Below are 21,375 nucleotides of genomic sequence, written 5' to 3' on the forward strand. Positions count from 1 at the left end.
TGCCCTAAGGTCAGGCAAGGGCGATTTACGCATTTTCTTTCAGCATTTTGAGGATCGCTCGCACTATATCTTGGCATTCCTGTGACCTTCGCGATAAGAAACCCGAAAATATGGAAAAGCAAAGCGAGAGATGCCGTGAGCGAGAGCGATAGTTTCATCAGCGAAGTCACCGAAGAGGTGCAGCGCGATAAGCTTTATGGATACGTGCGCCGCTACGGCTGGATCGCGGCATTGGCCATCATCCTGATCGTTGGCGGAGCGGCGTGGAACGAATACCGCAAGGCCATCGCTGAAGCTGCGGCGGAGCAGACAGGTGATGTGCTTTTGAATGCTTTGCGTCTTGATGCGCCAGAAGAACGTGCAACAGCATTGGCAGCTGTCACGGCTGAAGGTCCGGCGGCAGCAATTGCTGCGCTTACGACGGCGGCCGCCCAGCAAGAGGCGGGGGATGAGACCGCGGCTGCTGATACACTACGTGGCTTGATCACGGCGCAAGAAATGCCGCCGATCTACAATGATTTGGCTGCTTTCAAATTGGCGCTTTTGCCCAGCGTAGCGGACGATGAACGCCGCGCGGTTCTCGAAGGTCTCGAAGCGCCCGGCGCGCCGCTCAGTCTTTTGGCGCAAGAACAACTGGCGCTTTTGGATCTGCAAGCGGGTGATGACGATGCCGCTGTTGCCCAATTGGTGGCGATTATTGAAGACGCTGGCGCGTCGCGGGGCTTGCGCGAACGGGCAATTGGGCTGATTGTAGCGATGGGTGCGGAAGAGCAGCTGGAAGGCGTGTTCAACGCGTCACAATAAAACAACAACGGTGGGCATCCATCGGAGGAGCAGCCAGTGACGGTCAAATCAGTTTTCGGAGCCTTCGCCGGATTGGCGTTTTTGGTCGCCTGTAGTGAAACTGACATTATTCTTCCGGGTGAGCGGCAAGACATTCGCCCATCTTCCGTTGTAGAAAATCAGGCCCGCGCGTTGCGTTTGGTTGCACCGGTCGCCAATGCAAATTGGCGCCACCGAAACGGCAGCGCCACCCATAAGATCACGCATCCTGCTTTGACACCTGGCTTGGCGCAGGTGTTTTCCGTCAATATTGGTGAAGGCGACAGCCGTCGCGCGCGGATCACCGCTGATCCCGTGGTTGCGGGTGGTGTGATTTACACATTGGATGCACGGGCGCGGGTCAGCGCAACGTCCACCGCTGGTGCGCCACTTTGGTCTATGGATGTCACGCCTGCCAATGACAGCAGCAGTGATGCGTCAGGTGGGGGTTTGGCTGTTTCTGACGGGCGCGTCTTTGTGACGACCGGCTTTGGGGAGCTGACCGTTCTGGACGCCGCGAGCGGTGTTGAGATTTGGACGCAAGACTTGGATGCGCCGGGCGGGTCTGCGCCAACAGTCTCTGGTGATCTTGTCTATCTGGTCTCCCGCGACAGCACGGGCTGGGCGATTGAGGTCGAGAATGGCCGTATCCGTTGGCAGATCGCAGGCACGCCGTCGGTTGGCAATTTCTCTGGCGGGGCAGGTGTCGCGGTGAATTCCGAAGCGGCTGTGTTCCCAATGCCATCGGGTGAGGTCATTGCAGCCTTCCCGCAAGGCGGCTTGCGTCGGTGGTCGAATGTGGTGTCGGGTCAGCGCCTTGGGATTGCGTCTGCCAATATATCCGACATCGCTGGTGATCCGGTGATTGATGGCGGCCGCGTCTATGCCTCCAACTTCTCTGGCCGGTTGGTCGCGATGGACATGACGAACGGCGATCGGATTTGGACAGCGGCCGAAGGGGCGGTGAGCCCTGTTTGGCCCGCTGGAGACTCGGTCTTCTTGGTCAATGAGATCAACGAATTGGTGCGCCTCGATGCGTCTGATGGTTCGGCAGTTTGGAAGGTTGACCTGCCGAAGTTCACCGAAACGCCGTTGCGCCAGCAGCGCTCGGTGTTTGCTCACTATGGCCCCGTTTTGGCGGGTGGGCGTTTGATTGTTGCGTCCTCTGACGGTCAAATCCGTGAGATTGATCCGGCGAGCGGTGATTTGATTGGAGCCACACCGATTGCGGGGGGCGCTGCGTCAAACCCCGTGGTTGCTGGTCAAACGCTCTATGTGATCAGCAAAGAAGGTCAGTTGGTGGCTTTCCGCTAAGCGATCTATGGTGTAGAGCCGCGCATCTGACTCGGCAGGATCGACGACATGACTTTCACTTTGGCCATTGTGGGCCGTCCCAATGTTGGCAAATCAACCTTGTTCAACCGTCTGGTCGGCAAGAAGTTGGCTTTGGTCGATGACCAACCGGGTGTGACGCGGGACCTGCGCGAAGGTGCCGCGCGGCTGGGCGAATTACGATTTACTGTCATCGATAGCGCTGGACTTGAGGACGCGACCGACGACAGCCTGCAGGGGCGGATGCGGCGGCTGACAGAGCGCGCGGTCGAGATGGCCGACGTCTGTCTCTTTATGATTGACGCCCGTCAAGGCGTATTGCCAGCTGATGAAGTGTTTGCCGACATCCTGCGCCGCAAGAACGCCAATGTGATCCTTGCCGCCAATAAGGGTGAGGGCACGGCGGCTGATGCGACCATCCTTGAAGCGTTCTCATTGGGCTTGGGCGAGCCAATCCGTATGTCCGCCGAACATGGTGAAGGGATGGGCGAGCTGTTGAATGTTTTGCGCCCAATCTATGAGGCGCAGATGGAGCGGGCGGCGAAGGATGCGCCGGAGGTAGATGTTGCAGTCTCTGATGAAGACCCAGATGCGCCCAGAACGCCGACTATTGATAAGCCCCTTCAAATCGCCGTTGTGGGGCGTCCGAACGCAGGTAAATCGACGCTGATTAATCAAATCATTGGTGAAGAGCGTCTTTTGACAGGGCCGGAGGCTGGGATCACACGCGATGCCATCTCTGTCCAGACGATGTGGAACGATGTGTCGACGCGCATCTTTGACACGGCAGGCATGCGGAAGAAGGCGAAGGTTCAGGAGAAGCTGGAAAAGCTCTCTGTCTCCGATGGCCTGCGGGCTGTGAAGTTTGCTGAGGTGGTTGTGGTCTTGCTCGACGTGGAAATCCCATTCGAGCAGCAAGACCTGCGGATCGCTGATTTGGCGGAACGGGAGGGCCGCGCCGTGGTTGTGGCCGTCAATAAGTGGGACATTGAGACCGAAAAGCAGTTTAAGATCAAAGAGTTGCGGGATGATTTTGCACGGCTTTTGCCGCAGTTGAAGGGTGCGCAAATGGTCACTGTGTCTGCTAAGACCGGCAAAGGCATGGACCGTTTGCATGAGGCGATCATGCGGGCACATGAGGTTTGGAACCGTCGTGTCACCACGGCGCAGCTCAATCGTTGGCTGACAGGGATGTTGGAGCAACACCCACCGCCCGCACCGGGAGGTCGGCGGATCAAGATGCGGTACATGACGCAGGTTAAGACGCGCCCGCCTGCGTTTGTCGTGATGACGTCCTTCCCAGATCAGGTTCCGGCAAGCTATTCACGTTATCTTGTCAACGGGTTACGGGAAGACTTTGACATGCCGGGCACGCCCATTCGCCTGACCTTGCGCGATCAGGGGGACAAGAACCCTTACAAAGGTCGCAAGAAGTCTCAGCCGTCCAAGCTGTCAAAGCACCTGAAGCCAAATCGCGGCGATTGATCCGATGCCAAATGAAAAGAGCCGGGGACGTCCGGGCTCTTTCATTTTACGTCAGCGACCGACGGTAGAGAAAGTCTTGCGAGCCTTATCTCTATCGGGATCGCCTACGCGTTTCCAAGCACCGAAGATAGCTGAGACAACCAGCCATCCATAAATCAGGCCCCAAATCGAAAACGCATATCCGACGGGTTGGATCGGCGGATGGATTTGGGAATTCGGCAGTGGATCCTCGCTAATGCCCATAAAGGGGGAGGTTACGGCAGCAGTAATTGTAAAAGTGAAGGTCACGGCCAGTGTGATGTAGGCATAAATCTTGGTCAAATGCTTGATACGCACCAGCCGTGATTTGGTTCCATAACGGATCTAACAAAGATGCCCATCGGCGGTGATTCGCGTCTTGCCGCGCAAATAGGGGTGCAACGCTTCAGGCAACTCGACAGAGCCGTTGGATTGCTGGCCATTCTCCAACACCGCAATGAGCGTGCGCCCAACGGCCAAACCTGAGCCATTCAACGTATGCAAAAACTCTGGCTTGCCGCCCTCGGATGGCTTGAACCGCGCGTTCATGCGGCGGGCCTGATAGTCGCCGCAGGTGGAGACGGACGAAATCTCACGGTACGTATTCTGGCCGGGCAACCACACTTCGATGTCGTGGGTGCGGCGTGCGCCAGCGCCCATGTCACCTGTGCAGAGCACGACCGTGCGATAGGGTAGCTCGAGCCGTTCAAGAATGCCTTCGGCGCATTTGGTCATGCGTTGGTGTTCGGCCTCTGATTGGTCGGGATGGCATACTGTCACCATCTCCACCTTTTCGAACTGGTGCTGACGCAACATGCCGGATGTGTCGCGACCTGCGCTGCCAGCCTCTGACCGGAAGCAGAGCGTGTGCGCAACGTAGCGGCGGGGCAGGTAGCTTTCCTCAACCGTCATGCCATTGACGATATTGGTGAGTGTGACCTCCGCCGTTGGGATCAGCCACCAACCGTTTGTGGTTTGGTAGCTGTCTTCGCCAAACTTGGGCAGCTGGCCTGTGCCATACATCATCTCTTCTCGCACGAGGACGGGAGTGATGGTTTCTGCTAGATCATTTTCTTCCACATGGGTGTCGATCATGAATTGGGCGAGGGCGCGGTGCAGCCGCGCAATAGCACCGGAGAGCAGAACAAACCGGCTGCCAGAGAGCTTTGCCGCGGTTTCAAAATCCATTCCGTCTTGCACGGCGGGGATTTCGTAATGCTCCACGGGATCAAAGTCGAAATTGCGGGGGTTGCCGTCACGGTGGATTTCGACGTTGTCGTCTTCATCTTCACCGTCTGGTACATCGGCGTAGGGGAGGTTGGGGATGCTCATGAGGATGGTGTTTAATTTCTCATCCAGCTCCTTTGCCTTGTCGCCCAGGTTAGCGATCTCAGACTTCTTCTCGGCCACGAGCGCGCGGAGACGTTCAAATTCGGCCTCGTCGCCACGGCCCTTGGCGGCGCCCACTTCTTTGGCGGCGTTGTTTGCCTCGGCCTGAGCGGCTTCCGCGGCTTGGATAGCCGCACGGCGCTTGCCGTCAATGTCCAAGATCTCGGAGGAGGATGCAGAAATCCCGCGACGTGCCAAAGCAGCGTCGAAGGCGGCTGGGTTTTCACGAATGGCGCGAATGTCATGCATCGGTCTTCTCCTTCAATGGTGAGTGACCATATGCCGAAAAGACAAAGCGAAATGAAGAGCGTTTTTTACAAGCGCTCTTCCAGCAGGGCGAGCAGTTCTTGTCTGGGATGACCAATATGGCGGTGTTTTCGGCCTTCGAAGAAATCTTGCCCACGATCTGGGGGCCTTCGGGCGTGTCGACCAACACCGCTGCGCCAGAGTTTCCGCCGCGCACGGGACAGTTGATGTGCAGCGGTCCAGCATCAAGCACGTAGTGGTCACAACCACTAGTGAACAATGGAGCTTGTGAGTTGAGGCTACTATAGTTGAGGAAATAGACCGGCTCCTACGGTCTGGGCACACCCACTACAGGCAACGGCTGAACATCCGTAATGGGGTCGGTCAGTCGAACCAAAGCCCAATAGTGGCTCAGATAACCAACTTGGCTTAACTTCGTGGGATCGTAATTCTCTGACAAGATGATTTCGGCAATCGAACTGCTTCTCGACGCCTTGTCATCGTCCCAGCCTGCCAAGAAGGTGTAGCGGCGTAATTGGCTGGGCATGTCGTTGCGTGCGGCGGCGATACAGTGTCCGGCGGTCAAGATCAGATCGGCAGCGATCAGTGTGGTTGTACAAAATTTGTCGCTTTGCAACTGCCCTTTGATCAGCTTGCCAATTGCCGCCAAAGGCGCCTGTTCTTCCTCCGCCAGCATCTTCCAACTTTGCGCCTGAGCGGATGTGGCGAGAAGAATTAGCGATGTGAAGATTGACGCTTTGAGCATAAGCAACCATATGCATCCAAAGACAAAAGAGAATAGCAAAAAACGCAGCTGCGACATTGCTATTCAGGCGTGGCAATCTTAGTGTCGCGCGACTGCTGGGCTGGGGCTGATGTCCTGCCGAAACCAACGTAAGGGGCCAAAATGCAAGGCATTGAATCGATCATTCCTCTCATTCTGATTTTCGCGATCATGTACTTCTTCCTGATCCGTCCTCAGCAAAAGAAAATGAAGGAACATCAGGCCATGGTTGCGGCGGTGCGTCGTGGAGACCGTATTATCACGCAGGGTGGTTTGAAAGGTAAGATCACCAAGGTTAAAGAAGGCGAGAACGAGGTCGAGGTGGAGATTGCTTCTGGCGTTGTGATCCGCGTGGTTCAGTCCACGATTGCGGATGTCGAGAACAAGACAGAGCCTGCAAAATAAACCCAAGCCGAGGGGCTTTAGATGCTTCATATCTCCGCCACCAAGCAGGTGATGATTTGGCTGACCGTTGTGGTCGGCCTTTTCCTTGCTTTGCCGAACGGATTTTATACGCAGGTTGAGCGGTACAATGATGCTGTCGCTTTGGGAGACGAGGCGACCGGATGGCCGTCGTTCATGCCGTCCGGCCTTGTGAACCTTGGGTTGGATTTGCGCGGAGGTGCGCATTTGTTGGCCGAGGTGAAGGTCGAGGATGCTCAGATTTCCTTGGTTGAGGCATTGTGGCCGGAAGTGCGCCGCGCCTTGTCGGCAGAGATGGCGACCATTGGCCCGTTCCGTCAAAGTGCCGATGCGCCTGTTGGAACCATTCGCATCCAATTCCAAGAAACAAAAGGCATTGATCGCGCGTACGAGATTGTCCGCGGATTGGCGCGGCCAGTTCAGTCCCTGACGGGGGTTGGGGCAAGCGATATTGAAGTGACACGCGGCACGAACGCGATCACGGTACAGCTCTCTGAGGCTGAGAAGGCCAACATCAACGAGCGGACGATGCAGCAATCGTTGGAGATTATCCGCCGCCGCATTGACGAAGTTGGCACGCGGGAGCCCACAATCCAGCGCCAAGGAGCTGACCGCATTTTGGTGCAGGTTCCGGGTGTTGGGTCTGCTCAGGAAGTGAAAGACATCATCGGGACAACCGCGCAGCTGACATTCCAGCCTGTTGTATCCGTTGTGGGTGATGCTGACGGGATCGCAGGTGCGGGCAATGAAATTCTGCCAGAAGTAACAGAGGACGGGATCGAGCCATCGATTTTTTATGTCCTAGAGCGCAACCCTGTTGTGACGGGCGAGGAACTGAACGACGCGCGGCCAGAGTTCGATCAGAATGGTCAGCCTGCCGTTGGTTTTCGCTTCAATCCAAGTGGTGCCAAGAAATTCGGTGTTCATACGACTGAGAATGCGGGATCGCTTTTTGCCATCGTACTGGACGGTGAAGTCATCTCCGCCCCGCGGATCAATGAACCGATCACCGGTGGTTCCGGTATCATCACGGGTAACTTCACGATTGAAGAGTCCACAAACCTCGCCGTGCTGTTGCGGGCAGGGGCGTTGCCAGCGGAGCTTGAGTTCCTTGAAGAGCGGACAATTGGCCCTGAATTGGGCCAGGATAGCATCGACGCAGGTAAGATCGCCTGTATCGTCGCGGGCATTGCAGTCCTTGTCTATATGTTTCTGAGCTATGGCCTCTTTGGCGTCTTCGCCAACGCGGCTTTGATCATCAACGTCGGTTTGATCTTTGGACTGCTGTCCTTGATCGGGGCGACACTTACTTTGCCCGGTATTGCCGGGATCGTTTTGACGATTGGTATGGCTGTGGACGCCAACGTGATTGTGTTTGAGCGGATCCGCGAAGAGTTGAAGACGGCGAAGGGCCCTGCACGGGCGATTGAGCTTGGCTATCAGAAGGCCCTCTCCTCCATCCTCGATGCGAACGTCACTACGTTTATCACCGCGACCATCTTGTTTGTGATGGGCTCTGGCCCCGTGCGCGGGTTTGCGATCACGCTGGGCTTGGGGATCATGACGTCGGTCTTCACGGCGATTTTTGTCACACGTGCGCTGATTGCGATCTGGTTCGCGCGCCGCCGTCCTAAGACGATTGAGGTGTAAGATGCGACTGAGACTGGTCAAACAAGGCACAAACATCGACTTTTTCAAGCGGGCCCGACTCTGGTTGGGTATTTCCGCTGTGCTGATGGTCGCCGCATTGGCGTCCTACCTGATCCAAGGATTGAACTTCGGCATCGACTTCCAAGGTGGCACAAGCATCCGAACCCAATCCGAAGCACCGATTGATGTCGGGGCCTATCGTGGGGCGATTGAACCGCTTGATTTGGGCGATGTGTCGATCACAGAGGTATTCGACCCAAGTTTTGACGACAACCAAAACGTCGCGATGATCCGCATCCAAGCCCAAGAGGGGGAGGAGAGCGTCACCAACGAGACCATCGGTCAGGTGCAAGAGGCGCTGCAAGCGCTGGAGTCCACAATCACATTCACCGCTGTTGAGTCTGTCGGTCCGAAAGTGTCAGGTGAGCTCATCAAGACAGCCTTCATTGCGGTTGCGATGGCTGTTGCGGCGATCCTGTTCTATATCTGGCTGCGGTTTGAGTGGCAGTTTGCGCTGGGTGCAGTCTTGGCATTGGTGCACGACGTGTTGCTCACGGTTGGCATCTTCTCCGAACTCCAAATCAAATTCGATCTGGCGATCATCGCTGCGATCCTGACCATCGTGGGCTATTCGATCAACGACACGGTGATCGTGTTTGACCGCGTGCGGGAAAACCTGCGCAAGTATAAGAAAAAACCGCTCAAGGAAGTGCTCAATATCTCCATCAATGAAACGCTGTCGCGGACATTGATGACATCGGTCACAACCATGTTGGCGCTCTTGTCGCTGTTCATTTTGGGCGGTGACGTGATCCGTGGGTTTGTCTTTGCGATGATGTGGGGCGTGGTGATCGGCACTTATTCCTCGATCTTTGTTGCGACGGCGATCTTGCTGGTACTGGGCGTGAAGCGCGACTGGTCAAAGCAAGCGCAGAACTTGGGTAACCAGTTTGGGAACATTGACGCCTGATGCGGCTGAATGAGGTTCAATATACCGACGCCCAGCCTGTGGATGGCTACGGACCGGGCTTCTTTCGGATCGGCGGCAAAGTGTTTGAGGGCGCGACGGCTGTGTTCCCGGATGGGGTGATGGGCTGGGGTGGCTTTGAAGATACTGAGACACTGATCGCGCGGGCCTCCTCCGTTGATGTCATCTTTGTTGGCACGGGTGCGGAAATCGCGCATCTGCCAAATGACTTTCGAACACTTGTTGAGGCGTCTGGCGTTGGGGTGGAACCAATGTCGTCACCAGCTGCTTGTCGCACCTACAACGTCCTTTTGAGCGAAGGGCGTCGTGTCGCACTTGCGCTGTTACCTGTTTAGTTGCCCCGTTTCTTTGGGTATTGAGGCCACATCAGACGCAGGATAGGAATACTGCATGTCGTACTGGGAACTCGCCAATCCGAGACGTTTCATGGGGTGGACGGCCCCCGTTATGTCGTGGGCGTTTGGTCTTGCTGCGATCACGCTGATCCCAGGGATCATTTGGGGGTATTTCTTTACGCCTGATGCGGTACGGTTCGGTTCGACCGTAAAGATTATCTACATTCATGTACCGGCGGCGTTCATTGCGATCAACGCTTGGATCATGATGCTTGTGGCTTCTTTGATTTGGCTGGTCCGGCGGCATCACGTCTCTGCGCTTGCGGCAAGGGCTGCGGCCCCGATTGGCGTAATCATGACGGTGATCGGATTGGCCACCGGTGCGATTTGGGGGCAACCGATGTGGGGCACGTATTGGGCGTGGGACCCGCGGCTGACCTCGTTCCTGATCCTGTTTTTGTTCTACCTCGGCTACATCGCACTTTGGGTGGCAACTGAGGATGCTGATACGGCGGCTGACCTCACATCATGGCTCTGCATCGTCGGGTCCGTCTTCGCACTGATGTCGCGTTACGCGGTTCTGTTCTGGAACCAAGGCTTGCATCAAGGGGCATCGCTCAGCCTCGATGCCGAAGAAAACGTATCTGATATTTTCTGGCAACCGCTGGTGTTGTGCATTGTTGGGTTCGTCTTGCTGACAATCGCGCTGGTGTTGCTGCGCACTCGGACAGAGATCCGTTTGCGCCGGATCCGAACGCTTGAACTGCGGGCGAGGGCGGCCTGATGCCAGATCTTGGGAAACACGCTGCTGAAGTGCTTCTGTCGTACGGCATAACCATTGGACTGGTTTTGGCGCTTTTGGTCGTGAGCATCGCGCGATCCCGCGCGGCCAAGCGCCGCCTTCAGGAGCTTGAAAATGACTAAGCCACCACTGCTCATGCTCATTCCCGTGGTGATTTTCGCAGGTTTTGCGGGGCTCTTCCTTGCGGGCATGTTTCGGGAGGCACCGGGGGAGGTGCCATCCACCATGATTGGGCATGTGGCCCCCGCGCTTACTGAAGAAGTGGTGCCAGACACGGACCTTTTGGTCATGGACGACTTCACCACGGGCGAAGTGACCATCCTGAACTTCTGGGCCAGTTGGTGCCCGCCGTGCCGAGCGGAGCATCCAACGTTGTTACGCCTGAACCAAGAAGGCTATCGCATCGCTGGATTGAATTTTCGCGACACGGCGGATCAAGCCGCTGCTTATCTGAAAGAGTATGGAAACCCCTTCTTCGCCACCGGTTTTGATCATAGAGGTCGCGTGGCACTTGATTGGGGCGTTGCCGCCCCGCCCGAAACCTTCATCATCGGACCAGATGGGATCGTTTTATTCCGATTTATCGGTCCGTTGGTTGGCGATGACTTTGAGCAGCGATTTATGCCGATGCTAGAGGATGCTTTGGTTCAAACGGGGTCTTAGGTGGTCGTTTTTTCGCGTCCGAAGGCTTCACTTTTTAGAAATTAATCAAGTGAAACATCCGGTCACTCCGGCTCGCAATTCGTTGATTGGTCATTTCAAACCGAAGCGAGTACGACTGTGTCCAGCCAGACAGAATCGAACTGAATATGCACAAGTTGTTGGCAGCTTTGACCCTTGCGATCACGCCCTTCATTGGGTCGGCACAGGCGCAGAATGCGACTGTGGTTGAGCTTTACACGTCGCAGGGCTGTTCAAGCTGTCCGCCAGCAGATGCGATGTTGGAAGACCTTGCAAAGCGGGACAATGTGATCGCCTTGGCGCTGCATGTGGATTATTGGGACTATATTGGCTGGGTCGATGACCTTGCTGATCCGGCCTATACCGCCCGTCAGCGGGCCTTCGCGCGGGCCAAAGGATCACGCACCGTTTACACACCTCAGATGATCTTTGATGGCAGGGATCACATCATCGGTTCGCGTCCTATGGATGTGATGGATCAGATCATGGCTCATGCGGCCCGTTCGGATGACGTGAACGTGACGCTCACCCGCGATGGCAACGCGCTGCGTATCGAAGCGCAAAGGGTCGGAAATTTTCGTGGCAATGCGGTTGTTCAGATTGTGCGCTACACGCCGAAAGTCATGCGCGACATCCATCGGGGTGAGAACGCAGGCCGGACGATTGTTTATGCCAACGTCGTCACGTCTTGGCAAAATGTTGGTGGCTGGAACACAAACCAGTCTTTAGTGATGGAAGCGCAATTGACAGGCGCGGACCCTGTGGCGGTCATCATTCAAGATGGCACCGATGGTCCTATCTTAGGAGCTGCCCAGCTCCGATAGCTTCCCAGCTTTGTTTTTCCACCGCCGGTGAATCCAAAACCATTGCTCTGGTTGGCGTTTGATTTGCGCTTCCAGTCGTTGTGTCGCCTCAGCTGTCATGGTTTCGGGATTGCTGTGGGCGATGGGTTCCTCAACCTCGACATCGAAATTTAGGCCATCTGCTTGGCGAATGCCGAAGTAAGGGATCATGATGGCGTTCATCTTAAGGGCAATCTCGGCCGCAGAAAGTGCGGTCAAAGCTGGCTTGCCTAAAAATGGGATCGGGTGACCCCGGTCGTTGTTTACATCAAACAGGAGCGTCCCAAGGCCACCGCGACCGATATGGCGCGCAAAGGCCATTGTGCCTTTCCTGCCTTGAGGAAAAACAGGGCCGCCCCAGTTGGTCATCGTTTTGGCGTAGTGATCGTCGAAATAAGCGTTTGCCATCGGCCGATATAGACCACCCACGTCATAACCCATCCGCACCAAAACTTGCCGCGGTGCTTCATGATTGCCGAAGTGTCCGGTCACGAAAATAACAGGTTGCTTGTCGGCAACTGCTTGCTCCAGTGCGGCCAAACCGGGCCCAATGGGCTGTGTGTCTTGTAGATGATGAGCGAAGTCTTCGTACGAATAATTTTCGATCAGTGTTCGGCCAAAATTGTCGCAAACTCCGTCTGCAATTCGGTCACGCTCGGCTTCTTCCATTTCTGGATAAACCATCGCTAGGTTCTTAAGCGCCCGCTTCTTATATCCACCAAGCGGACCAATGGCCTTTGTCACCGCCGCCCCCATCGCGGGTACTCGCTGCTTGTATGGCAGCTTCATCACACCACCAAACATGGCCCTCAAAGCGCGATCGGCCAGCCAGTCGAGTGTCTTTCCAGAAGGCGGGTTATCTTGGGTCATGCGTCTCGTTAGAACTCAGATTTTGCGACATTGACATGGTTCAAAGACCACATACCCATCAGCTGGTAGCAGAGGGGCTCTGCTGGATACTGACGCCATTATTCTAGCCGAAGACCCGCTTGAAGATCGTGTCGACGTGCTTTGTGTGATAGCCAAGGTCGAATTTTTCGCGGATTTCGTCCTCGGTCAGTGCCGCACGGACGTCATCATCGGCCAACAACTCTGTCTGGAAATCCGCGTCTTGTTCCCAAACCTTCATCGCATTGCGCTGGACTAATTTGTAGCTGTCCTCGCGACTGACACCGGCTTGTGTCAGCGCCAGCAAAACGCGCTGTGACATCACCAAGCCGCGGAACTTGTTCATGTTGGCAATCATATTGTCTGGATAGATCACCAGCTGTTCAATGACACCGGCCAGGCGGTTCAGGGCGAAGTCGAGTGTTACCGTCGTGTCAGGCGCAATCGCGCGTTCGACGGATGAGTGGCTGATGTCACGCTCGTGCCAAAGTGTGACGTTCTCCATCGCGGGCACCACCGACATACGCACCAGACGCGCAAGGCCGGTCAGATTTTCTGTCAGTACAGGATTGCGCTTATGCGGCATCGCGGAGGAGCCTTTTTGCCCTTTGGAGAAGAACTCCTCGGCTTCCAGCACTTCCGTCCGCTGCATGTGACGAATTTCGGTCGCGATGTTTTCCATGGAGGAGACGATCACCCCGAGTGTCGCAAAGAACATCGCGTGACGGTCGCGCGGGATGACTTGGGTGCTGATAGGTTCTGGTTCCAGTCCAAGTTTTGCGCAAACATGTTCTTCTACCCGTGGGTCGATATTGGCGAAGGTGCCGACCGCGCCGGAGATGGCACCGGTCGCAATCTCTGCACGCGCGTTGACAAGACGTGTGCGGCCACGATCCATTTCGGCATAGAAGCGGGCGAAGGTCAGGCCCATAGTGGTGGGTTCTGCGTGGATGCCGTGGCTCCGGCCGATGCGAACCGTGTCTTTGTGCTCCATCGCGCGGGCTTTCAGGGCGGTGAGGAGGCGATCCATGTCAGCGATCAAGATGTCTGCAGCGCGCACCAGTTGCACGTTGAGCGTCGTGTCTAAAACGTCGGAAGAGGTCATGCCTTGGTGGACAAAACGCGCTTCATCGTTGCCGACGATTTCGGCCAGATGGGTCAGGAACGCGATGACGTCGTGCTTGGTCACGGCTTCGATTTCATCAATGCGAGCCACATCAAATTCGACGTCTTTGGCTTTCCAAACTGCTTCTGCATTTTCCTTTGGTATGACGCCAAGCTCCGCCATTGCATCACAGGCATGGGCCTCAATCTCATACCAAATCTGGAACTTCGTGGCAGGCTCCCAGATGGCAGTCATTTCTGGGCGAGAGTAGCGAGGGATCATCGGAAATAGCCTTTTTGTGATTGGGCAGCAGCGTTGGCTGCGTCATAAAGGGGGGCAGGGAAAGGCTCAAGAGGAGGACGCGATGTTTCGTGTGATGTTGGTGGTATTCGCAGGCGTTCCGACGTGGGGTTTTGCGCAAGAGTGGGTGACGTTGACCGACGATGCAGAAATCATCGCTTCCGTGGCCGATCGCCGGGTCACATTCGATGCACTGACATTCCAATACTTCGGGGCCGATGGGCGCACGCAATACGTCACCGAACGCTCCAGCGACGGCCTTTGGGAAGCGCGGGGCGGTCAGTATTGCAGCAATTGGCCACCAGCGGAGCAATGGGTGTGCTACGACTTTGCTATGATGGGGGATCGGGTGCGGTTCACCTCCGGCACTGGCAGCGTTAGCGAAGGTGTGTTTTAGAAGTAATGTTGAAAAGCGCTGACTTTGCGGGCCATTGGACGCTCACCCGCCAGATCGAGGATCGCACGGCAGGTCCATGCGGGCAGTTCGTCGGGACTGCGGTGTTTGTAGAGGTCGCTGAGGCGAAGCTCAGTTATACAGAGACGGGGACGCTCCAGCTCGGACATGGCCCATCAATGACCGCGGAGCGGTCGTATCTTTGGGAGTTTGCCGCCGATCGCGTTGACGTCTTTTTTGACGACGGACGTGACTTTCATAATTTCCTGCCAGATGGGGTTAGCGAAGGCAGCGACCACCCGTGCGGGGAGGATCTCTATACCGTCACTTACGATTTCGCAGCTTGGCCCAATTGGGTTGCGACTTGGACGGTGACGGGACCGCGTAAGGATTACACCTCTGTCACGCGATATCAGCCCGCTTGATTGCGCCAACAGTCTTGCACCTTTCACTTCGCTCGTGCAGAAAGCGCAAAACCATAGCGAAGTGGAGGGGTACATGGCCCTTACGATGAATCAAAGAGTATTGACCGAAGCATTCGGCGCGAATGAGGGCAGCGAACGCCTTCTAAAACAGTTCGCGCTTTTCGTAGGCGGGATCGCTGCGCTTTGGATTTCAGCTAAAGTGCAAATTGCGACTGTGCCGGTTCCTGTGACCCTTCAAATGCTGTTCATTATGGTGATCGGCGCGGCGTATGGCCCTCGGTTGGGATTGGCGACCGTGGCAGGTTACGTCTTTATGGGCCTTCAAGGTTTCCCTGTGTTTGCTGGCACACCTGAAAAGGGTATTGGTCTTGCATATATCCTTGGGCCAACAGGTGGATACATCCTTGGCTTTATGATTGCTGCATACGTTGTAGGTTTGCTCGCGAAATCTGGTTGGGACCGTAACCCAAGTTCAATGGCGGGCGCGATGGCGATTGGTATTCTGTGCGTTTACATACCGGGCGTTGTTTGGCTGTCCTCCCCGTTCGCACCATTGGCAAGCTTGACCGGTGGCGATCCATTTGTAGGCTACGGTTGGGAAAATTGGTACGCCTATGGCGTGAAGACGTTTATCTGGGTGGATGCGCTCAAACTGGTTGTCGCAGTCATTGCATTCCCAGTGATCTGGAAGTTGGTCGGCAACGCTCGCAGCTAACCCACAAGACATTCGAATAAGAAAGGCGCGGTTGTTAACCGCGCCTTTTCTTTTGGCTCAGGAGAACTCGCCTGTCAGACGCGGATCAAACGGGTAGGTTGTGAGGTTTTCGTAACCATCCTCAGTGATGACGACCTGATCTTCGAGCTTGATAGAGAAGTCGCCACAGTCGGGGCTGACCAGAGCCTCCACGCAAAGCGTCATACCGGGCTCAATCGCATAGTCGAAAGCCCCGTCCACAGCTGTGTCAGGGTAGGCCACCAGCGGCCATTCATCACAGAGCCCGACGCCGTGCATCATACAGCCGTATTTCAGCGTTTGGCAATTGTCGGGGAGCTTGTGACAGTTGGCGATCAGTTCCGGCACGGTGACGCCGGGTTTTAGCATGTCCATGTTTTGCTGGATGTGCTCAATCCCAATGTTCATCGCGTCGATCATATCTTGGCGCGGCTTGCGGTCGCCGATCCACCATGTACGGCTGATATCGACACAGATCCCGTACGCGCCAACGAGGTCGGTATCGAAGGCCACGATTTCATTGTTCTGCACGATTCGGGGGCCGCATTCTTGGAACCACGGGTTTGTGCGCGGGCCGGAGGAGAGCAGGCGGGTTTCGATCCATTCACCGCCGCGCCGAATGTTTTCCGCGTGCAGGACCGCCCAAATGTCATCCTCTGACATATTGCCTTGAGGGACACCTTCGCGGGCGGCGCGTTCCATCTCATAGCAGGCGGTTTCACAGGCGTGGCTGGCACACCGCATGGCAAGGATTTCGTCGGGGCCTTTGATGCTGCGGGCTTTTTCGGTCAGTTCTTCGCCGGGGATTACATCAAAGGCCTGCGCTTCCAATGCACGCAGCCCGTGGATCATGACTTTGTCGACACCCAGCCGCAGGTTGCCGCCGCCATGCTCGCGGATCAGGTCGCGGACTTCGGCAGAGAATTTGTCTGCTGCGACGTCGATCTGATCGCCGCGGTCGAAGTAAAAAAGGTCGGCGCCCGACCGCTGTTCCGACACCAGGGCGTTGAATGTGCTGAGGAACATCGCGTTTTTGTAGTCCCAGACAACCATGTAGCCGTCAGCACAGACGAGGCACGCGCGGAAGGCGTTGTGCGTGTTCCACAACTGCATGTTGGTGCTGTCTGTTGCGTAGCGGATGTTGAGCGGGTCAAACATCAGGATGCCGCCGTAGTCCCGCTCCACCACCGCATCGGTAAGGCGTTTGTGACGATAGGTGCGCATCGATGGCAGGTCAGGCAGGACCAGGCCAGCAGTGTCCCATTCATTTAGGGCAAGCTGTGTTGGGCCAATTTCCATACGGTCTTGGTCATTCGGTGTGCCATCACCCAACAGCGCCCCTTTGGTGGGGTCGATCTTGCGAGTGTCGCGATAGTGCTGGTTCATCGAATGTCCTCCCATCGTCTTCAGATTGGTCAGGACAGGGCAGATGGTCTGGACGATTTGCGACGCGCGGTGGGTCCATTTGCGCCCAAAAAACGAAAGAGGCGCCCAAATGGACGCCTCTTTGCTGAATTATTGCGCTGATTAGCAGCTGTAGTAGAGCTTGTATTCCACTGGGTGCGGGCAGTGTTCGTACTCGTAGACTTCTTCCCACTTGAGTTCCATGTAGCCTTCAAGCTGGTCTTTGGTGAAGACGCCGCCTTCGAGCAGGAATTCGTGGTCGGCTTCAAGTGCTTCCAATGCTTCACGCAGGGAGCCACAGACTGTTGGGATCTCTGCCAGTTCTTCTGGTGGCAGATCGTAGAGGTCTTTGTCAGACGCCGCACCTGGATCGATCTTGTTCTTGATGCCGTCCAGACCAGCCATCAACAGTGCTGAGAAGCACAGGTATGGGTTGGCGGATGGATCAGGGAAACGCGCCTCAACACGCTTTGCCTTCGGGCTTTCAGCCCATGGGATACGAACGCAGCCAGAGCGGTTACGCGCAGAGTAGGCGCGCAGAACTGGTGCTTCGAACCCTGGGATCAAACGCTTGTAAGAGTTTGTGGATGGGTTCGTGATCGCGTTCAGGGCTTTCGCGTGTTTCAGGATGCCGCCGATAAAGTACAGCGCTTCCTGAGACAGATCAGCGTATTTGTCACCAGCGAAAAGCGGCTTGCCGTCCTTCCAGACAGACATGTTCACGTGCATCCCTGTGCCATTGTCGCCTGCGATCGGCTTTGGCATGAAGGTTGCGGACTTGCCGTACGCCTGTGCTGTGTTGTGAATGACGTACTTGTACTTCTGCAGCTCGTCGGCTTGATGCGTCAGTGTTCCGAAGATCAGGCCAAGTTCGTGCTGGCAAGACGCTACTTCGTGGTGGTGCTTGTCCACTTTCATGCCCATGCGCTTCATGGTGGAGAGCATTTCACCACGCATGTCTTGCGCATCGTCTGTTGGTGGCACTGGGAAGTAGCCGCCTTTGACACCAGGGCGGTGACCCATGTTGCCCATTTCGTATTCTGTGTCTGTGTTCCAAGCACCGTCGATTGCGTCGACTTGGAAAGACACTTTGTTCATGGAAACGGCATAGCGCACGTCGTCGAACACAAAGAATTCAGCCTCTGGGCCGAAATAGGCTGTGTCACCAATGCCGGAGGACTTCAGGTAAGCCTCTGCACGCTCAGCGGTGCCGCGCGGGTCACGGTCGTAGCCTTCGCCTGTGTCTGGCTCAACGATAGAGCAATGTACACAAACCGTCTTTTCTGCGAAGAACGGGTCAAGGTAAGCGCTGGATGCATCTGGCATCAGCTTCATGTCTGACTCGTCGATGGATTTCCAACCAGCGATGGACGACCCGTCGAACATGAAACCTTCTTCGAGGAAGTCTTCGTCAACGAGGTCCGCAACAACAGTAACGTGCTGCAGCTTGCCGCGTGGGTCGGTGAAGCGAATATCGACGTAATCGACCTCTTCATCCTTGATCATCTTAAGAAGGGCTTTGTTGTCCATTCTTTGAATTCCTTTTACAGAGATAGTTTGGATTAGATTGCGTCTTCGCCGGTTTCACCGGTTCTGATGCGGATGGCTTGTTCGACGGGCGAGACGAAAATCTTGCCGTCGCCGATCTTGTCCGTCTTTGCTGCGTCGATGATGGCTTGAACGGCTGCGTCGACTTGATCGTCGGCGAGCACAACCTCGATTTTGACCTTTGGCAGAAAGTCCACAACGTACTCCGCGCCGCGATACAATTCTGTGTGGCCTTTCTGACGGCCGAAGCCTTTGACTTCTAATACGCTCAGGCCCTGCACACCGACGTCTTGCAATGCTTCTTTGACTTCATCTAGCTTGAAAGGCTTAATGATCGCTTCGATTTTCTTCACGATGGCGACTCCCCTAGGTTCATTTCGGTCTCTGAGACCAAATTTGGGGCAGAAGGCCAATTCAGTAGCTGTTGTAGGGGGTGGTCGGTGCGTGAGGAAGTTGTGGTTTGCCTGCCTTTTGTGCGAAATGCACAAAAAACAGTCATATTGAAAACTTGCACAGAATAGGACGTGCGTTGCGTGACGAGCATCACCACATATTCAGGGAATTTACAAAGAGAAATGCCGCCCCGAGGGACGGCATTTCTCTCGAAGGGTGGAAGAGTTTAGACTTCCGCTGAAAGCACCTCGATGCCGTCAGCATACAAAATGTGTTGGCAGGCACAGCATAGTTAGTAGACATTTACGGATTGACGTTTGCCAAGTTTGACAAATTCACCGTCCACGACGCGTGTCGCCTGAATGTCAACAGTTTGGGTACCGAGGAGGATGGCGGCGCGCCAATCCCGGACGTGGATCTTTGTGTTTGGAGGGAGGATTGTGTCGGAATCTGGCCGCGTGGCACCAAGTGATCCTGCCAATATCTGGATGGGCGTCAAGTCAGTCGAAGTTTTTCTGACAGCTGGGACAGCAATCAAACCAGCATCGCGTGTGATGACTTTGTCGCCAGCCTGGATACTTTCGACAGGAACGGCTCCGCGCTGAGTGAGGACTTTTTTGCCAACAAGAATACCAGCAGGGCATTGCGCGCCAGCTGTTACTTTCACTTCAGATTTGACTAGACACTTCGTCATCACTCAACACACTCATTCAGTTCCGTGTTGGCTAAGTATTGAAATCCAAATGAGGCAAAACCATGCCGTGAGCAGGTGCATTTCGTGACGATTTGGGGTCGCTTCGCTTTTTTTCCTTTGCTATTCAAGCGCGACTCGGTAGTGCCGAGCGAGTGCGGGTGTGGCGGAATTGGTAGACGCACCAGATTTAGGTTCTGGCGCCGCAAGGTGTGGGAGTTCGAGTCTCCCCACCCGCACCACAATCCCCCTAATAAATAGCTGATTTGACTGCCTAATTTAACTTTAGGGAGTACCTTCATGGCTTACATTCTGGATACATCAAAATGACAATCATCTATTCCTCATACGGTTATCCGTGGGAGGACCTACTACTTTCAGATGAGAGTGCCGAAGCAACATCAGCAGTTATACGGGCAATCTATTCGGGCTAGGCTGTCTGAGTGTGAGGAAGAGGCACTTACTCTAGCTAATCACCTTTCTCATCTGCTCAAACAGTCATGGCAATCAAACACAATGGTTAAGGTGTGCATTGAGGAGGCTATACGTTCTGTCCGCCCCACCAAGGTAACCTTTGCTGCCATAGCTGAAGAATACATCACCACAAGACAGGTGGATCACAAGTCTAGCATGGTAGCCATTAGAGCTTTGCTAACTGTAGCCGGTGACCGTCCAGTTGAATCTTACAAAAGAGATGATGCACGAGTTTTTTATTTCATTCCGCAGAGTTCGCTTGGTTTTTGGGAGACATGAAAAAGCCTACTATCAAGAGACTGCAGATAATTCCTTCTACATAAACGGGTCCTAGTAAATGGACATAAGTTGCTCCTGCCGCATCAAGTTTTAAGTATCCTAGGACACCATTTGCGAATATTGACAGCCATGTCGCTATAAAAATAATTACCCCCAGAAGCTTGCCTGACAGCATGGCTCCAATTCCGCCCGAATTACCCAATTGCGCCCTGATGATACCTATGGCGGAGGTAATTAGTGCCAATAAAACTGGTACGGTGTTTCCGTAACCACCTAAGAAACCTTGTATCAAGCCCCCAAAATATGAACCTCCTGCTGCCATAGAACCTATTTCGGAGGAAGCGTAGTTATGAATAGCAAAGAGCGAAGTCATAAATACAATGAAATACGTGAGTTGTTTAAGCATATCTAAAATTCCCAATAAGTCATATTTTGGCCTACCGTGCACGAAACTGTTTTCTCTTACTAGTGAGAAACGAGGCAAGACTTGGCGTGCCGCCATCGGGTGGTTCGGCTCTCTTGCAAAGAAAAGAGCATAAGGCGCTTCCTATGCAGAGCTATCGATTTCAATCCGCTTAATCTTGTCAGAATTTATGTCTGTCATTTCATGCCCTCCGCGTCATGAGGAGGTCAGGCAGCAGCAGGCCCAGGGTGAGGCTTAGCGGAACTAGAATGGGAAAGGGTTGCAGAATACTCGGCAAGCCAGCCAGCACCACAATCCCCCTTAAGATTGTTGTCGAAACTGACCAAATCATGGGTCGTCGCGGATTCCAGTTCAAAATCCGAAAAACGGCCGCATATCCCTTGCGTCCTTAGTTTTCACGCTCTAGAAGGTGCCAGATTTTGATACACCGACTGGGCCGCTAAGGGGCGGCCTATTGTCTTTTGGGAGAGGACGCTCCAGATGAAAGTGACCGAGACGCTGAACGAAGGTTTGAAGCGCG

The 21,375-nt window shown here is 55.0% G+C and carries 24 protein-coding genes and 1 tRNA gene; 15 read left to right on the forward strand and 10 right to left on the reverse strand.

Annotated elements, in window-relative coordinates:
* The first annotated feature begins 135 nt into the window (after positions 1 to 135).
* Genes ACTF5F_RS08405 through der form a run of 3 tightly spaced genes read left to right on the forward strand, consistent with a single transcriptional unit; the run spans position 136 to position 3,639 of the window.
* Positions 136 to 804: a tetratricopeptide repeat protein gene (locus tag ACTF5F_RS08405; RefSeq protein WP_438956425.1), complete on the forward strand. Its 669-nt coding sequence runs from the start codon at positions 136 to 138 to the stop codon at positions 802 to 804.
* Positions 805 to 840: 36 nt separating this feature from the next.
* A complete protein-coding gene (locus tag ACTF5F_RS08410) occupies positions 841 to 2,136 on the forward strand; it encodes an outer membrane protein assembly factor BamB family protein (RefSeq protein WP_438956426.1) in 1,296 nt (431 codons plus the stop codon).
* A gap of 48 nt (positions 2,137 to 2,184) precedes the next feature.
* On the forward strand, positions 2,185 to 3,639 hold the full coding sequence (der, locus tag ACTF5F_RS08415) for a ribosome biogenesis GTPase Der (RefSeq protein ID WP_438956427.1): 1,455 nt from the start codon (positions 2,185 to 2,187) through the stop codon (positions 3,637 to 3,639).
* A 51-nt stretch (positions 3,640 to 3,690) separates the two neighbouring features.
* Here the strand turns inward: der and ACTF5F_RS08420 are convergent, their stop codons facing one another.
* The 3 genes from ACTF5F_RS08420 to ACTF5F_RS08430 form a co-directional block, all read right to left on the reverse strand.
* Positions 3,691 to 3,975: a hypothetical protein gene (locus ACTF5F_RS08420; RefSeq protein WP_438956428.1), complete on the reverse strand. Its 285-nt coding sequence runs from the start codon at positions 3,973 to 3,975 to the stop codon at positions 3,691 to 3,693.
* A 27-nt stretch (positions 3,976 to 4,002) separates the two neighbouring features.
* Positions 4,003 to 5,295, reverse strand: coding sequence for a serine--tRNA ligase (serS, locus tag ACTF5F_RS08425; protein WP_438956429.1), 1,293 nt, complete (start codon positions 5,293 to 5,295; stop codon positions 4,003 to 4,005).
* A gap of 325 nt (positions 5,296 to 5,620) precedes the next feature.
* Positions 5,621 to 6,058, reverse strand: a complete 438-nt coding sequence (locus ACTF5F_RS08430; RefSeq protein ID WP_438956430.1) for a trypsin-like serine peptidase — start codon at positions 6,056 to 6,058, stop codon at positions 5,621 to 5,623.
* A 141-nt stretch (positions 6,059 to 6,199) separates the two neighbouring features.
* On the opposite strand from ACTF5F_RS08430, the gene yajC reads away from it, so the two are divergent.
* From yajC to ACTF5F_RS08470, 8 genes are all read left to right on the forward strand, one after another.
* Positions 6,200 to 6,481, forward strand: coding sequence for a preprotein translocase subunit YajC (yajC, locus tag ACTF5F_RS08435; RefSeq protein ID WP_438956431.1), 282 nt, complete (start codon positions 6,200 to 6,202; stop codon positions 6,479 to 6,481).
* Positions 6,482 to 6,502: 21 nt separating this feature from the next.
* Positions 6,503 to 8,149, forward strand: coding sequence for a protein translocase subunit SecD (gene secD / locus ACTF5F_RS08440; protein ID WP_438956432.1), 1,647 nt, complete (start codon positions 6,503 to 6,505; stop codon positions 8,147 to 8,149).
* Position 8,150: 1 nt separating this feature from the next.
* Positions 8,151 to 9,119 carry a protein translocase subunit SecF gene (gene secF, locus ACTF5F_RS08445; protein ID WP_438956433.1) on the forward strand — a complete coding sequence of 323 codons (969 nt, stop codon included), beginning with the start codon at positions 8,151 to 8,153 and terminating at the stop codon, positions 9,117 to 9,119.
* The gene (locus ACTF5F_RS08450; RefSeq protein ID WP_438956434.1) at positions 9,119 to 9,472 is read left to right on the forward strand and encodes an Mth938-like domain-containing protein; all 354 of its coding nucleotides are present in this window, start codon (positions 9,119 to 9,121) and stop codon (positions 9,470 to 9,472) included. Before secF ends, ACTF5F_RS08450 begins: the two co-directional genes overlap by 1 nt.
* Before the next feature lie 55 nt (positions 9,473 to 9,527).
* A complete protein-coding gene (gene ccmC / locus ACTF5F_RS08455; RefSeq protein ID WP_438956435.1) occupies positions 9,528 to 10,256 on the forward strand; it encodes a heme ABC transporter permease CcmC in 729 nt (242 codons plus the stop codon).
* Positions 10,256 to 10,396 carry a heme exporter protein CcmD gene (gene ccmD / locus ACTF5F_RS08460; RefSeq protein ID WP_438956436.1) on the forward strand — a complete coding sequence of 47 codons (141 nt, stop codon included), beginning with the start codon at positions 10,256 to 10,258 and terminating at the stop codon, positions 10,394 to 10,396. The genes ccmC and ccmD overlap by 1 nt, the downstream gene beginning before the upstream one ends.
* Complete coding sequence (locus ACTF5F_RS08465; protein WP_438956437.1) at positions 10,389 to 10,937, forward strand: DsbE family thiol:disulfide interchange protein; 549 nt, start codon at positions 10,389 to 10,391, stop codon at positions 10,935 to 10,937. The genes ccmD and ACTF5F_RS08465 overlap by 8 nt, the downstream gene beginning before the upstream one ends.
* Before the next feature lie 146 nt (positions 10,938 to 11,083).
* On the forward strand, positions 11,084 to 11,779 hold the full coding sequence (locus tag ACTF5F_RS08470; protein WP_438956438.1) for a DUF1223 domain-containing protein: 696 nt from the start codon (positions 11,084 to 11,086) through the stop codon (positions 11,777 to 11,779).
* Here ACTF5F_RS08470 and ACTF5F_RS08475 read toward each other — a convergent pair.
* Positions 11,756 to 12,667 (reverse strand): lysophospholipid acyltransferase family protein, encoded by a 912-nt coding sequence (locus ACTF5F_RS08475; RefSeq protein WP_438956439.1) that lies wholly within the window; start codon positions 12,665 to 12,667, stop codon positions 11,756 to 11,758. The two genes, ACTF5F_RS08470 and ACTF5F_RS08475, sit on opposite strands and share 24 nt — an antisense overlap.
* A 103-nt stretch (positions 12,668 to 12,770) precedes the next feature.
* Complete coding sequence (gene purB, locus ACTF5F_RS08480) at positions 12,771 to 14,072, reverse strand: adenylosuccinate lyase (protein WP_438956440.1); 1,302 nt, start codon at positions 14,070 to 14,072, stop codon at positions 12,771 to 12,773.
* 82 nt (positions 14,073 to 14,154) lie between these two features.
* Here purB and ACTF5F_RS08485 point away from each other — a divergent pair, with 82 nt between their 5' ends.
* The 3 genes from ACTF5F_RS08485 (at position 14,155) to ACTF5F_RS08495 (ending at position 15,624) form a co-directional block, all read left to right on the forward strand.
* Entirely contained in the window at positions 14,155 to 14,487 is a 333-nt protein-coding gene (locus tag ACTF5F_RS08485) for a hypothetical protein (protein ID WP_438956441.1), read from the forward strand.
* A 5-nt stretch (positions 14,488 to 14,492) separates the two neighbouring features.
* The gene (locus ACTF5F_RS08490) at positions 14,493 to 14,909 is read left to right on the forward strand and encodes a DUF6314 family protein (protein WP_438956442.1); all 417 of its coding nucleotides are present in this window, start codon (positions 14,493 to 14,495) and stop codon (positions 14,907 to 14,909) included.
* A gap of 73 nt (positions 14,910 to 14,982) precedes the next feature.
* Complete coding sequence (locus ACTF5F_RS08495) at positions 14,983 to 15,624, forward strand: biotin transporter BioY (protein WP_438956443.1); 642 nt, start codon at positions 14,983 to 14,985, stop codon at positions 15,622 to 15,624.
* 57 nt (positions 15,625 to 15,681) lie between these two features.
* Here the strand turns inward: ACTF5F_RS08495 and dddP are convergent, their stop codons facing one another.
* From dddP to ACTF5F_RS08515, 4 genes are all read right to left on the reverse strand, one after another.
* The gene (gene dddP, locus ACTF5F_RS08500) at positions 15,682 to 17,028 is read right to left on the reverse strand and encodes a dimethylsulfonioproprionate lyase DddP (protein WP_438956444.1); all 1,347 of its coding nucleotides are present in this window, start codon (positions 17,026 to 17,028) and stop codon (positions 15,682 to 15,684) included.
* A 141-nt stretch (positions 17,029 to 17,169) separates the two neighbouring features.
* Positions 17,170 to 18,576, reverse strand: a complete 1,407-nt coding sequence (glnA, locus tag ACTF5F_RS08505; RefSeq protein ID WP_438956445.1) for a type I glutamate--ammonia ligase — start codon at positions 18,574 to 18,576, stop codon at positions 17,170 to 17,172.
* A 32-nt stretch (positions 18,577 to 18,608) separates the two neighbouring features.
* Positions 18,609 to 18,947 (reverse strand): P-II family nitrogen regulator, encoded by a 339-nt coding sequence (locus ACTF5F_RS08510; RefSeq protein ID WP_438956446.1) that lies wholly within the window; start codon positions 18,945 to 18,947, stop codon positions 18,609 to 18,611.
* A 332-nt stretch (positions 18,948 to 19,279) separates the two neighbouring features.
* Entirely contained in the window at positions 19,280 to 19,681 is a 402-nt protein-coding gene (locus ACTF5F_RS08515) for a Hint domain-containing protein (RefSeq protein ID WP_438956447.1), read from the reverse strand.
* Between the two features lie 154 nt (positions 19,682 to 19,835).
* Between ACTF5F_RS08515 and ACTF5F_RS08520 the strand changes: the two genes are divergently transcribed.
* Positions 19,836 to 19,920, forward strand: a tRNA-Leu gene (locus ACTF5F_RS08520).
* A gap of 473 nt (positions 19,921 to 20,393) precedes the next feature.
* Here the strand turns inward: ACTF5F_RS08520 and ACTF5F_RS08525 are convergent.
* On the reverse strand, positions 20,394 to 20,837 hold the full coding sequence (locus tag ACTF5F_RS08525; protein WP_438956448.1) for a hypothetical protein: 444 nt from the start codon (positions 20,835 to 20,837) through the stop codon (positions 20,394 to 20,396).
* Positions 20,838 to 21,375 lie beyond the last annotated feature (538 nt).

Source organism: Cognatiyoonia sp., from assembly GCF_965661665.1.
Classification (GTDB): Bacteria; Pseudomonadota; Alphaproteobacteria; order Rhodobacterales; family Rhodobacteraceae; genus Cognatiyoonia.

Bases quoted from the DNA above. Each gene is read 5' to 3' on its own strand.
- der (WP_438956427.1), top strand. From the start codon at position 2,185: ATGACTTTCACTTTGGCCATTGTGGGCCGTCCCAATGTTGGCAAATCA.
- serS (WP_438956429.1), bottom strand. From the start codon at position 5,295: ATGCATGACATTCGCGCCATTCGTGAAAACCCAGCCGCCTTCGACGCT.
- ACTF5F_RS08430 (WP_438956430.1), bottom strand. From the start codon at position 6,058: ATGCTCAAAGCGTCAATCTTCACATCGCTAATTCTTCTCGCCACATCC.
- yajC (WP_438956431.1), top strand. From the start codon at position 6,200: ATGCAAGGCATTGAATCGATCATTCCTCTCATTCTGATTTTCGCGATC.
- secD (WP_438956432.1), top strand. From the start codon at position 6,503: ATGCTTCATATCTCCGCCACCAAGCAGGTGATGATTTGGCTGACCGTT.
- secF (WP_438956433.1), top strand. From the start codon at position 8,151: ATGCGACTGAGACTGGTCAAACAAGGCACAAACATCGACTTTTTCAAG.
- ACTF5F_RS08450 (WP_438956434.1), top strand. From the start codon at position 9,119: ATGCGGCTGAATGAGGTTCAATATACCGACGCCCAGCCTGTGGATGGC.
- ccmC (WP_438956435.1), top strand. From the start codon at position 9,528: ATGTCGTACTGGGAACTCGCCAATCCGAGACGTTTCATGGGGTGGACG.
- ccmD (WP_438956436.1), top strand. From the start codon at position 10,256: ATGCCAGATCTTGGGAAACACGCTGCTGAAGTGCTTCTGTCGTACGGC.
- ACTF5F_RS08465 (WP_438956437.1), top strand. From the start codon at position 10,389: ATGACTAAGCCACCACTGCTCATGCTCATTCCCGTGGTGATTTTCGCA.
- ACTF5F_RS08470 (WP_438956438.1), top strand. From the start codon at position 11,084: ATGCACAAGTTGTTGGCAGCTTTGACCCTTGCGATCACGCCCTTCATT.
- ACTF5F_RS08475 (WP_438956439.1), bottom strand. From the start codon at position 12,667: ATGACCCAAGATAACCCGCCTTCTGGAAAGACACTCGACTGGCTGGCC.
- purB (WP_438956440.1), bottom strand. From the start codon at position 14,072: ATGATCCCTCGCTACTCTCGCCCAGAAATGACTGCCATCTGGGAGCCT.
- ACTF5F_RS08485 (WP_438956441.1), top strand. From the start codon at position 14,155: ATGTTTCGTGTGATGTTGGTGGTATTCGCAGGCGTTCCGACGTGGGGT.
- ACTF5F_RS08490 (WP_438956442.1), top strand. From the start codon at position 14,493: ATGTTGAAAAGCGCTGACTTTGCGGGCCATTGGACGCTCACCCGCCAG.
- ACTF5F_RS08495 (WP_438956443.1), top strand. From the start codon at position 14,983: ATGGCCCTTACGATGAATCAAAGAGTATTGACCGAAGCATTCGGCGCG.
- dddP (WP_438956444.1), bottom strand. From the start codon at position 17,028: ATGAACCAGCACTATCGCGACACTCGCAAGATCGACCCCACCAAAGGG.
- glnA (WP_438956445.1), bottom strand. From the start codon at position 18,576: ATGGACAACAAAGCCCTTCTTAAGATGATCAAGGATGAAGAGGTCGAT.
- ACTF5F_RS08515 (WP_438956447.1), bottom strand. From the start codon at position 19,681: ATGACGAAGTGTCTAGTCAAATCTGAAGTGAAAGTAACAGCTGGCGCG.
- ACTF5F_RS08525 (WP_438956448.1), bottom strand. From the start codon at position 20,837: ATGCTTAAACAACTCACGTATTTCATTGTATTTATGACTTCGCTCTTT.